General features: G+C 64.9%; 9 protein-coding genes. 5 read left to right on the top strand and 4 right to left on the bottom strand.

Annotated elements, in window-relative coordinates:
* Nucleotides 1–36 precede the first annotated feature (36 nt).
* Entirely contained in the window at nt 37–960 is a 924-nt protein-coding gene (locus AC1ROK_RS00840) for a sulfurtransferase (RefSeq protein WP_492842883.1), read from the bottom strand.
* Nucleotides 961–1182: 222 nt separating this feature from the next.
* Here AC1ROK_RS00840 and AC1ROK_RS00835 point away from each other — a divergent pair, with 222 nt between their 5' ends.
* Together AC1ROK_RS00835 and AC1ROK_RS00830 are read left to right on the top strand one after the other, a co-directional pair.
* On the top strand, nt 1183–1599 hold the full coding sequence (locus tag AC1ROK_RS00835; protein WP_492842881.1) for a thioredoxin family protein: 417 nt from the start codon (nt 1183–1185) through the stop codon (nt 1597–1599).
* Nucleotides 1600–1605: 6 nt separating this feature from the next.
* Nucleotides 1606–2328 (top strand): cytochrome c biogenesis CcdA family protein, encoded by a 723-nt coding sequence (locus AC1ROK_RS00830; protein WP_492842879.1) that lies wholly within the window; start codon nt 1606–1608, stop codon nt 2326–2328.
* Between the two features lie 75 nt (nt 2329–2403).
* On the opposite strand, the gene AC1ROK_RS00825 is transcribed toward AC1ROK_RS00830, so the two are convergent.
* Entirely contained in the window at nt 2404–3435 is a 1032-nt protein-coding gene (locus AC1ROK_RS00825) for a LacI family DNA-binding transcriptional regulator (RefSeq protein ID WP_492842877.1), read from the bottom strand.
* Nucleotides 3436–3639: 204 nt separating this feature from the next.
* Between AC1ROK_RS00825 and AC1ROK_RS00820 the strand changes: the two genes are divergently transcribed.
* From AC1ROK_RS00820 to AC1ROK_RS00810, 3 genes are all read left to right on the top strand, one after another.
* Entirely contained in the window at nt 3640–5181 is a 1542-nt protein-coding gene (locus tag AC1ROK_RS00820; RefSeq protein ID WP_492842875.1) for a sugar ABC transporter ATP-binding protein, read from the top strand.
* Nucleotides 5162–6166, top strand: coding sequence for an ABC transporter permease (locus AC1ROK_RS00815; protein ID WP_492844650.1), 1005 nt, complete (start codon nt 5162–5164; stop codon nt 6164–6166). Before AC1ROK_RS00820 ends, AC1ROK_RS00815 begins: the two co-directional genes overlap by 20 nt.
* A gap of 110 nt (nt 6167–6276) precedes the next feature.
* Entirely contained in the window at nt 6277–7227 is a 951-nt protein-coding gene (locus AC1ROK_RS00810) for a substrate-binding domain-containing protein (protein ID WP_492842873.1), read from the top strand.
* 239 nt (nt 7228–7466) lie between these two features.
* On the opposite strand, the gene AC1ROK_RS00805 is transcribed toward AC1ROK_RS00810, so the two are convergent.
* Together AC1ROK_RS00805 and AC1ROK_RS00800 are read right to left on the bottom strand one after the other, a co-directional pair.
* Nucleotides 7467–10637 carry an efflux RND transporter permease subunit gene (locus tag AC1ROK_RS00805; RefSeq protein ID WP_492844648.1) on the bottom strand — a complete coding sequence of 1057 codons (3171 nt, stop codon included), beginning with the start codon at nt 10635–10637 and terminating at the stop codon, nt 7467–7469.
* A 5-nt stretch (nt 10638–10642) separates the two neighbouring features.
* Nucleotides 10643–11956: an efflux RND transporter periplasmic adaptor subunit gene (locus tag AC1ROK_RS00800; RefSeq protein ID WP_492842871.1), complete on the bottom strand. Its 1314-nt coding sequence runs from the start codon at nt 11954–11956 to the stop codon at nt 10643–10645.

Below are 11956 nucleotides of genomic sequence, written 5' to 3'. Positions count from 1 at the left end.
AATCTCGGGCGCTCTAACCGATTGGTAGAAGAGGAATTAGTTCTGGACGACCACCGGGCGAGCCGGGTCGAGGGTCCACTGCGACATCGAGCCGTCGTAGAGGCGCACGCCCTTGAGGCCGGCGACCTCGGAGAGGCCGAACCAGGCGATCGAGGCGAGGTGACCGGTGTTGCAGAAGGTGATCAGGCCATTGGTGTCGGTGACACCGGCCTGCTGCACCAGCGCATCGATCGTCGCCTTGGACGCGAACTTGCCGGCGTCCTTGTCCCAGAACTTGTCGAAGTTGAGGTTCACCGCGGTGGGGATGGTGCCGAGCGACTGCACCGTGTTGGTCTTTTCCTTGCCGATGAACTGGGCCACCGCACGGGCGTCGATCAGGTTGGTGTCGCTGGCGATCGCCTCTTCGACTTCAGCCACTTCGGCGCGCAGTTCCGGCCGCGGCTTTGCAGTGAAGCTGCCGGCTACGGGGGTGACGGCGTCGGTCGAGACCGGCTGGCCCGCATCGGCCCAGGCCTTGTAGCCGCCGTCGAGCACGGTGACGTTATCGTGGCCGAGCACCTTGAAGGTCCAGTAGACGCGGGTAGCGCCGCCGAATTCGGCAACGTCGCTGCCGGCCGGCACGATCACCACCTGGGTATCGTCGCTGACGCCGAGCGCGGCGATCTTGGCCGAGATGTCCTCGAGCTTGGGGAGCAGGCCCGGAGCGCCGTCGATCTTGGCGCGCCAGCCATAGGCGGCGTACTGCGCTTCCACCGAACCGGGCACGTGGCCGGCGGCATAAGGCGCGGTGCCATCCTTGGGAGTGTCGCGGATGTCGATGATCACCAGGTCGGGCTTGCCAAGCTGGCTGTTGAGCCAGGCGGCGTCGACGAGGGGCTGGTCGGTCAGCCGCGCGGCATGGGCGCTACCCGCGGCGGCGAGGCCAATGACGAGCGCAGTGGCGAAGACGTTGAAACGCATTGAAGTATTCTCACTCTCGAGCATGAACTTGCCCGCATCATAGTCGTATCGCCCCATCCGATGCTGCCGACACCTTTCCAAATTGCGGGGCGCGGCAGGAATTTCCGTCGCCGTGCGCGGGCGGCGCGGCAATCAATTTCCTTGCGAGCCCATAGGCATAGGCGCGGGTGCAGGCGATAATGCCGATCAAATCGACGGCTTGTCGTGCCGGAAAACCATTTCATGCGCCCATTGTTCCGCCTGCTTCTCACCTCCCTGTTCCTGCTGCTGCCTGCCACAATCGCTCCGGTGATCGCGGAAGATGCGGTCGCTGCAGCGCCTGCTTCGCAGGTGCTCTCCTATGAAGGCGATGCCCAGCTCGCCGAGCTCGCCGCCAAGGGAACGACGGTGGTGTTCTTCTATGCCGCCTGGTGCCCGAACTGCCGGGCCACGGTGACCGAGCTCAACGCCCGCTGGGACGAGGTCAACCCGGGCCTGACGCTGGTGATCGCCGACTATGACAAGGAGCAGGCGCTGAAGGCCCGCTTCGGCGTCACCTACCAGGATACGTTCGTTTTGCTCGATAAGGACGGCAGGGGCGTCGACATCTGGAACAGCGGTGGGGTCAACGGCCTCAACGCCCATACCAGCGCGCTCTGACCGCTGATGCTGGCAACTGTCGCGCTCGCCTTCGTCGCGGGCGTCATCACCATCCTCTCGCCCTGCGTGCTGCCGCTGTTGCCGATGATCCTGGCGACGGCGACGCAGGAGGGCAGGGCGCGCCCGGTCGGCGTGATCGTCGGCTTCGTCCTGGCGTTCACTGTTGCAACGCTGGCGCTGAGTACGCTGGTGCGGCTGCTCGGTGTGCCGCCCGACATCAACCGCACGCTGAGTGCCGTGGTCCTTGCCATCTTCGGCCTGGTGCTGATCATTCCCGGGCTGCAATTGCAGTTCGAGCGGCTGGCGAGCGGACTTGCCGGGCGGGCGCCGGCCAGCCAGGGCACCGGCTTCGGCGGCGGCGTGGCGGTGGGTCTCGGGCTCGGCCTGGCCTGGAGCCCCTGTGTCGGGCCGATCATGGCGGCGGTGATCACCCTGGCGCTCAACCAGTCGGTGGGTTTCGGCGCCATTGCGGTGACGCTTGCCTTCTCGCTCGGCACGGCACTGCCGATGGCCGCCGTGCTGTTGGGCGGCCGGCAACTGGTGCGCCGGCTCGGCTGGTTCCAGAGCCATGCCGCGACCATCCAGCGCGTGTTCGGTGTGGTGCTGTTGCTGACGGCGCTCGCCATCTGGCTGGGGTGGGACCGCAACATCCAGGTGCTGCTGCTCGAATGGTTCCCAGGGTGGGAAGGCCTGCTCACCAGCTGGGAGCCGCAGGTGGTGGTGAGCTGAGCAGCGATACTTGCAGTCGGGATTCCCTCTTCCGCGAGCGGGGGAGGGCCGCTGACTGCACCTTTAGCGGGCGCCCTAAGGCAGCGACGAGCGTGGTGGCGCCACCGAATTTCGTACGATCAGCTCACTCCGCAGCAGGATGCTGTTGCGGTCGGGGCGGTTGCCTTCGAGCAGGCCGAGCAGCATGTCCATGGCGGCTTCGCCGATCCGCAAACGCGGCTGCTTCATGGTGGTGAGCGAGGGGGTGACGAAGCTGGCGAACGAGATGTCGTCGAACCCCATCACCGAGAACTGCCGCGGCAGGTCATAGCGGCGGGCGGTGAGCGCGATGATCACCCCGAGCGCCGTGGCGTCGTTGATGCAGAGGAAGGCCGTGGGCAGCACGTCGCGGACGAACATGTGCTCGGTGGCCTGGCGGCCGCTCTCGGTGGTGCCGTCTCCATCGAGGATCAGCAGCGGGTCGATGGCGATGCCGGCGCCTTCGAGCGCGGCACGATAGCCGCGCTCGCGCAACTGGTTCACCGCCCGGCTGCTCGAGCGGCCGATGAAAGCGATGCGGCGGTGCCCTTGCGAAATCAGGTGTTCGGCGGCGAGCCGCGAGCCCTCGAAATTGTCGACCCCGACGAACGGGATGTCGCTGTCGGGCACCGGCTCGTTTACCGCGACCATCGGTGGCAGTCGGGTTTCCTGGCCGGGTTGCGCGTGGCCGAAGGGCAGGTGGCCGGTCAAAAGGATCAGTCCGTCGGCCTGGTTGGAGCTGATCACGCGCAGGTAATCGGACTCGCGCTCGGGATCGTTCTGGGTATTGCCGATCAACACGCCGTAGCCGCGCTTGCTGGCTTCGGTCTCGAGCCCGACGAGGATGTTGGAGAAGTTCGGGTCGCCGACGTCGGGCGCCAGAATCAGGATCATGTTGGATCGCCGCATACGCAGCGACCGGGCCATGGCATTGGTGGTGTAGCCGGTGCGGGCGATGGCTTCGTTGACGCGGCGGCGCGTCTCGTCGGCGACCTTGGTGGGCTCGTTGATGGCGCGGCTGACGGTAGCGATGGAAACGCCGGCAATTGCCGCAACGTCTTCAATCGTAGCCAGTTTCTGTTGCTGCACGCGCTGCTCCGTCCACCGCCGGCCGGCGAGGTGGTCTCCCAGAATCCCTTATCAGAAGGCGCGGGTTCTGCCAGTCGTCACGTCACGAGGCTACACGAATGGTGTGCCATGTAAACCTTTACATAGATCATGAAAACCTTTACATGACCGATCACGGAAGCAGAGCCAGGAGGAACCGGCCGCTTCCCGGGGGAGGGCTCATCGATGTCGCACGCCGCTGACGCGTCAGCGCCGCCAGTTCTCGCGGCAAGCCGGATTTCGAAGTCGTTCAACGACGTCCCGGTGCTGTTCAGCGTCGATTTCGAGGTCAGGCGCGGCGAGGTGCATGCGCTGATCGGCGAGAACGGCGCGGGCAAATCGACCCTCATCAAGATTCTCAGCGGTATCGAGCAGCCGAGCTCCGGCACCGTGATGTTCGACGGGCAGCCGGTGGTGCTGCCGCCCAACGGCCAGGCCGAGGCGATGGGGATCGTCCTGATCCACCAGGAGCTCAACCTCGCCGAGCATTTGACGGTCGCGGAGTCGATCTTCCTCGGCCGCGAGATCCGCCGCTTCGGCTTCCTCGATGTCGCGGAGATGCGGTCGAAGGCACGTTCGATCCTCGAGACGCTGCATGTCCATGTCGATCCCGATGCGCGGATCAGCACGCTGTCGGTCGCCGACAAGCAGATGGTCGAGATCGCCAAGGCAATCAGCCGCGACGCCCGCGTGCTGATCATGGACGAGCCGACCGCCGTGCTGTCGGTAGGCGAGACCGAGACGCTGTTCGAGCAGATCCGCCGGCTGACGGCGCGCGGCGTCGCCATCATCTTCATTTCGCACAAGCTCGATGAGGTGATGGCGCTGGCCAAGCGCGTCACGGTGTTGCGCGATGGACAGTTGATCGCCACGGTCGGCACCGAAGTGATGACGCCGGATTCGGCGGCACAGATGATGGTCGGGCGCGAACTCACCAACCTCTATCCGCCCAAGCACGAGCCGGATGTCGACGCCCCGGTGGTGCTATCGGTGCGCAACCTCCAGGCGCCCGGGGTGCGCAACATTTCGTTCGACATGCGGCGCGGCGAGATCCTCGGCTTTGCCGGGCTGATCGGCTCGGGTCGCACGGCGGTGGCCGAGGCGATCGTCGGGCTGGTGCACCGCACGGCGGGCGAGGTGCAGGTCAACGGCAAGCCGGTGAACTTCACGCGGGTGGCGCAGTCGGTCAGCGCCGGTCTCGCCTACATGACCAAGGATCGCAAGGGCAAAGGCCTGCTGCTCAATATGGGGCTCAGGCCGAACCTGACGCTGCTGACGCTGGGCAAGCACCTCAAGGCGGGCTTCCTCGATTTCGCCAGCGAGCAGAAGGCGCTCGATCGCGCCGTGCGCCGCTTCGATATCCGGGCCCGCGACCCCTCGGTGGCGGTCGGGCGCCTCTCGGGGGGCAACCAGCAGAAGCTGATGCTGGGCAAGACCATGGAGACCGAGCCCGACATCATCATCATGGATGAGCCGACGCGCGGCATCGACGTCGGCACCAAGCAGCAGATCTACCACATCATCGCGGCGCTGGCCGCCGAGGGTAAATCGATCATCGTGATCTCGTCGGAAATGCAGGAAGTGATCGGGCTCAGCCACCGCGTGGTGGTGATGCGCGAGGGCCGCATGGCCGGGCTTCTCGAAGGCGCCGAGATCACCGAGGCGGAAATCATGCGGTACGCCGCAGGCATCAAGCAGAGTGGGAATGATGAGCGCATCAGCACCTGACGCAACGGTGAAGCCGGCAAGCGGCTTTCGCCTCGACCTGAAAACCGTAGGCCCGCTGCTGGCGCTGGCGCTGCTGGTGCTGCTCGGCATCTCGCTCAACGAGAATTTCCTCAGCTACTCCAACCTGACCAATGTGCTGGCGCGCTCGTCGTTCATCGGCATCATCGCCATTGGCGCGACATTCGTCATCACCTCGGGCGGGCTAGACCTGTCGGTCGGCTCGATGGCGGCGGTGATCGCCGGCATCATGATCATCGTGATGAACTCGCTGATCCCCTCGATGGGCATCACCTGGGGCGTCGTCCTGATCGGCATGGCGGCAGGCCTTGTGGTCGGCGGCGGCGCCGGCATCGGCAACGGGCTGATGATCACCCGCGGCCGCATCGAGGCGTTCATCGTGACGCTCGGCACCATGGGCATTTTCCGCTCGTTGGTCACCTTCCTTGCCGATGGCGGCACGCTGTCGCTCAATTTCCAGGTCGCCGACCTCTATCGCCCGGTCTACTACGACGGGCTGTTTGGCGTGCCATGGCCGATCATCGTGTTCGCAGTTGTCGCGATCGGCGGCGAGATCGTCATGCGCCGCACCGCCTTCGGGCGCTATTGCGCGGCGATCGGCTCGAACGAGCAGGTGGCGCGCTATTCCTCGATCAACGTCGATAACGTGCGGCTGCTGACCTACATCCTGCAAGGCGTCCTGGTCGGCGTCGCGGTGCTGCTCTACGTGCCGCGGCTCGGCTCGGCCTCGAGCACCACGGGTGTGCTGTGGGAGCTCGAAGCGATCGCCGCGGTGATCATCGGCGGCACCACGCTCAAGGGCGGCTATGGCCGGATCTGGGGCACTGTGGTGGGCGTGGTGATCCTCGGGCTCATCGGCAACATCCTGAACCTGCAAAGTTTCATCAGCCCCTACCTCAACGGGGCGTTCCAGGGCGTCATCATCATTCTTGCCGTGCTGCTGCAGCGGGGTCGCCGCAGCAATTAGGGGAGCGCTTTCAGGAAAAGTTGCAGACTTTTCCGGTTCGAAAGCGTGACAGATCAAATACTTACGATTTCACAACGCCCGCAAGGAGCGGGCACTAACGGGAGGACTACATGAAATTGCTGAAATCCCTCATGGGAGCGGCGGTGATCGCCGGCGCTCTCGGCGGCGGCGCTTTGGCCCAGGACAAGGTCACCATCGGCGTCTCGGTGCCGGCGGCGGACCATGGCTGGACCGGCGGCGTCAACTACTTCGCCCAGCAGGCGATCGAGCGGCTGAAGACCACCTATCCGAATGTCGATTTCGTCTTCGCTTCGGCGCCCGACGCGCCCAAGCAGATCGCCGACATCGAGGACATGGTCTCGACCCGCAACATCGACGCGCTGGTCATCCTGCCGGGTGATCCGGACGCGATGACCTCGGCGATCAAGCAGGTCAAGGACGCCGGCAAGTTCGTCACCGTCGTCGACCGGCAGCTGTCGATCAGCGGTGTCGAAAACCTCTATGTCGCCGGCGACAATCCGGGGCTCGGCGCCAACTCTGCCGCCTACTTCAAACAGGCGCTGCCGGAAGGCGGCAACATCGTGATCCTGCGCGGCCTGCCGATCCCGATCGACCAGCAGCGCTTCGATGCGTTCGTTGCCGGCATCGAAGGCACCAACATCAAGGTGCTGGATGACGAGTTCGCCAACTGGAACCGCGATGACGGCTTCAAGGTGATGCAGGACTTCCTGACCCGCTTCCCCGACATCAAGGCAGTGTGGGCGCAGGACGACGACATCGCGCTCGGCGCCATCGAGGCGATCAAGCAGGCCGGCCGCGAGAACGACATGTTCATCGTCGGCGGCGCCGGCATGCAGCAGATGCTGCAGCGCGTCGCGGCGGGCGACAAGCTGGTCCCCGTCGACGTCAGCTACAGCCCGGCGATGATTGCCACGGCCATCGAGCTGACCACGTCGCACTTCACCGGCGGCATCCAGGTCGCCGGCCGCTACATCCTCGACTCGACCCTGATCACCAAGGACAACGCCGCCGAGTTCCTCGACGCGGAAAGCCCGTTCTGATCGAACGCTTGAGCTGTGTGTTGGAAAGGGGCGCTCCGGCGCCCCTTTGCGTTTCCCGGGCTTCGCATCGCTCCAGGTTGGCGGAGCAGATGGAGTGTTCGGTGACCATGTCGCCGTAGCAGAGGCCTAGTCTAACTGAGACCGAGCCCGCTCCTGCGCGATAGCGCATGTCGATCGGCACCTGCAGCCGGCGAGCCCGCCACGAGGCGTGGGCACTGCCATGCTGCGCGGCCCGTGCCCTAAGTGGACGCCGCAGTCTGACGCTTTTCGCCGCGCTTCACGCCACCGCTGACCAGCACGAAGAACAGCGGCACGAAGAAGACACCGATGAGGGTGCCGGCAAGCGTACCTCCAACCACGCCAATGCCGACCGAGTTCTGCGCCCCCGAGCCGGCGCCAGTAGCTATGGCAAGCGGCAGCACGCCGAGCAGGAAGGCGATCGAGGTCATGGCGATCGGGCGCAGCCGGATGCGCGCCGCTTCGAGCACCGCTTCGAGCAGGGTTCGCCCCTGCCCTCGCAAGTCTCGAGCGTACTCGACGATCAGGATGGCGTTCTTGGCAGTGAGGCCCATCGTGGTCAGAAGCCCGACCTTGAAATAGACGTCGTTGGACTGGCCGAACAGGTAGGCCGCCATGAGCGCGCCGAATATGCCGACTGGTACGGCCAGCAGCACCGAGAGTGGAATTGTCCAGCTCTCGTAGAGTGCAGCCAGGCACAGGAACACCACCACCAGCGATGCGGCGTAAAGGAACAGCGCCTGCGAGCCCGAGAGCCGCTCCTGGTAGGAGAGACCAGTCCAACCGACGCCGTAACCGTCGCCAAGCTCGGCGGTAAGTTGCTCCATCTTGTCCATTGCCGCGCCTGAAGAGACGCCAGCGCCGTTCGAGCCCGAGAGCGCGATCGACGGCGTGCCGTTGAATCGGGACAACGACGCTGAACCCTGAGTCCACTCGGTGTGGCTGAAGGCGGAGAACGGCACCATCTCGCCCGATTTGTTGCGAGCATACCAGCTCTTCAGGTCATCGGGTTGCATCCGGAACTGTGCATCGCCCTTGACGATCACGGGCTTGAGCTCGCCATTGAGATCGAAGTCGTTGACCGAGGTGCCCGCGAGCGCAGTGCCGAGCAACGCATTTGCACCGGAAAGGTCGACCCCGAGCGCTCCGGCCTTTTCCTGGTCGATGACGATCTTGAGTTGCGTGGCGAGCTCACCCGCGTTGCCACGGACATTGGTGACTTCGCTGGTCTTGCCGGCACTTTCCGCCAGTTGGTTCGAGGCGCGATTGAGTGCCTCGGTCCCCCTGTTGCCGTTGTCGAGCAGCACCATCTCGAAGCCGCTCGAGCTGCCAAGGCCCTGAATTGCGGGAGGGGCGAGGGCGAAGACCTGTGCGTCGCGGATCTTCTGGAAGTACATGAAGGCGCGGCGCGACACGGCCGAGGCCGACTGGCTCTGGGATCTGCGTTCGGCGAAATCGCGGAGCTTCACGAACGCCATGGCGCTGTTCTCGCCGCTGCCGCCGAGCGAGAATCCGACGGTGGAGAAGACACTCTCCACTGCATCCTTTTCCTGGGTCAGGTAATAGTCCTCGACGAGATCGAGCACGGCCTGCGTGCGGGCGGCATTGGCGCCGTCCGGGAGGGTGATCATCGTCATCAGGACGCCCTGATCCTCCTCGGGAATGAACGAGGTGGGCAGTTGCGAGTAGGCCCAGTAGGCGCCACCGATCAGCGATGCGAACAGCACGAGGAAAGCCAGCGGCCGGCGGATCATGTAGCCGACGACGCCGACATAGCCACCGGTCGCCATACTGAAGCCTCGGTTAAACCAGCGGAACGGCGGAAAGCGGGACTCGCCGGGGTGATGCTTGCGGAGCAGCAGCACGCAAAGCGCCGGGGTGAGGACGATCGCGACCAGTACCGAGAGGATCATGGCGCTGGCGATGGTGACCGAAAACTGCCGGTAGATGACACCGACCGAGCCGGAGAAGAATGCCATCGGCACGAACACTGCGGTCAGCACCGCCGCGATGCCGATCAGCGCTCCGGTGATCTGGCCCATCGACTTCTCGGTCGCCTCCCGCGCCGACAGGCCCTCTTCAGCCATGATGCGCTCGACGTTCTCCACCACCACGATCGCGTCGTCGACCAGCAGGCCGATGGCGAGCACCATGGCGAACATGGTCAGGGTGTTGATGGAATAACCGAAGACGGCTAGCACGCCGAACGTGCCCAGCATCACCACCGGAACCGCGATCATCGGAATGAGGGTGGCGCGCCAGTTCTGCAGGAAGATCAGCAGCACCAAGAAGACCAGCAAGATGGCTTCGATCAGCGTTTCGACGACTTTCTCGATCGAGAGTTCGACGAAGGGAGTGGTTTCATAGGAATAGGCGATCTCGACGCCTTCGGGCAGCGTGTTCTTCAGGGCGTCCAGCGCCTCGTGCACGTTGTCGGCGGTGGTAATTGCATTGGCGCCGCTCGCCAGCTGCACGCCAAAGCCGCCTGCCGGATGGCCGTTATAGGACGAGCTCGAACCATAGCTTTCCAGGCCGAGCTCGACCCGCGCGACATCCTTGAGCCGCACGGTCGAGCCATCCTCCGCGGAGGCGAGGCGGATGTTCTCGAACTCGGCGACGGTCTTGAGCTGGGTCTGCGCGGTCACCGTGACGCGCAACTGCTGGCCCTTGGTCGTGGGAGAATTGCCGATCTCGCCGACTGCCACCTGCGTGTTCTGTTGCTGGATGGCGGCGGTGACGTCAGCGGGTGTCAGCTTGTACTGGGCGAGCGCCATCGGGTCGAGCCAGATGCGCATCGCGTATCCGGAGCCGAAGGAGATGATGCTGCCCACGCCTTCGACCTGCTGCACGGCCGGCTCGATGGTACTGGCCATGATGTCGGAGAGTTGGATCGAGGAATACCTGTCGTCGGTCGAGACGATGTTGCCGATCATCAGAATGGAGCCGGCCGAACGGCTGACCGACAGGCCGGAATCCCGCACCGCTTCAGGCAGCTGGCGCTCGACGGCAGTGACCTTGTTCTGCACCTGCATCTGCGCGGTGTCGGCGTTCACGCCCGAGCCGAAGGTAAGGCTGACGGTCGCCGAGCCGCTCGAGGAGCTGCTCTCCATGTAGAGCAGGTCGGAGAGGCCGGTCATGGCGTCCTCGATGACCGTCGTCACCGAGTTCTGCACCGCCTCGGCGCTGGCGCCGGGGTAGCTGGCGTTGATGCGGATCGTGGTTGGGGCGATGTCGGGATATTGCGAGATGGGCAAGTTGAAGATCGCGAACCCGCCGGCCAGACACGTGACGATGGCGAGCACGATCGCGAAGACGGGGCGGCCGATGAAGAAGCTGGCGAACGACTGGCGGTTCGGCAGTCGCGAAACGGCGGGCGTGCCGTCGGCGTTGATCGTGCTCACTGGGCGCTCTCCGTCTTCTGCGCGGCGCCGTCAGCGGGAGGCATCACCGTACCGTCGGGCGGCGTGGCTCCTTCGGGCAGCGCGGGCATGCCGGCCGGCGCGGCACCGCCTGCCGAGGGGGCAGCAGCCGCCTTCATGTCCTGGTAGACGACCCCATCCTCCGAGATGGTCACGAGTACCGGGGTAATGGCGGCGCCATCGCTGATCTTCTGCAGGCCATCGACGATGAGCTTGTCACCGGCGCTTACCCCGGCGGTGATCACCCAGGCATTGTTCATGTCGCGTGTCGCGGTCAGCGTGCGCTGTTCGGCCTTGTTGTCAGCCGAGACGAAATAGGCGGTCGGCTCGCCGCGCGAATTGAAGGTCACGGCCCGTTGCGGCACGAGAAACGCGTTCTCCTGTTCGCCGATGGAAATATGGGCGCGCACGAACATGCCCGGTAGCAGGATGCGCTGGGGGTTGCCGATCGTGGCCCGCATGGTCACCGTGCCGGTCGTCTCGCTGACCACGAGATCAGCGCTCGAGATGGTCCCCTCCTGATCGTAGAGTCGGCCATCCTCCAGCGTGAGGTTGACTTTCGGCGCCGGTGGTGGCTGCGGCGGTTGCTCACTGGTTGACTCCGGGCGCAGCGCAAGGATGTTGCTCGAGCTTTCAACCAGCTCGACATAGACCGGATCGATAGTCCGAATGGTGGCGAGTGCATCGGCCTGCCCTGCCGTCACGAGCGAGCCGACCTGGGCGGTGACAGCGCCCAGCATGCCTGAGATAGGAGCGGTGACCTTAGTCTGTTCGAGCGAAATCTGCTTGAGCTGAAGCTGCGCTTCGGCGCTCTGCACCGACGCCTGGGCCTGGGATAGTTCGACCTTCGCGGTCTCGAGGTCGGTTTGTGTCACGCCGCCTGAACTGACCAGTGTTTCGTAGCGGGTGACCTTGCTCTGCGCCGATGGCAACTGCGCGTTGGCGCTTGCAAGGGAGGCTTCCGCCACTGCGACCTCGGCTTGGTAGTTCTTGTCGTCGATGACGAAAAGCAAGTCTCCTGCCTCAACGGGCTGACCCTGCTGCACGGCGACTGAGGTGATAATTCCTCCCACCTGGGGGCGCACCTGGGCCGTCGCCGACGCCGTGATCCGGCCGGGCAGTGTGGTGGTCACCGGCACCGATTGCGGCTGCAGCTCGACGTAGCCCACCTCGGCAGCAGCGCCCATGCCTGGCATTCCGCCGGGCGGCATGCCGGTTGGCTGCGCCAGTGACGTATCGGCGGAAAGCAGCGCGACGCCGAGGGTTGCGCAAAGGATCAGCCAAGTCTGCAT

It is taken from the genome of Devosia sp. GW821-FHT12F11 (assembly GCF_058806655.1).
Note: the sequence above shows the minus strand (reverse complement) of the source record. Positions and strands in the feature narration are given on the sequence as shown.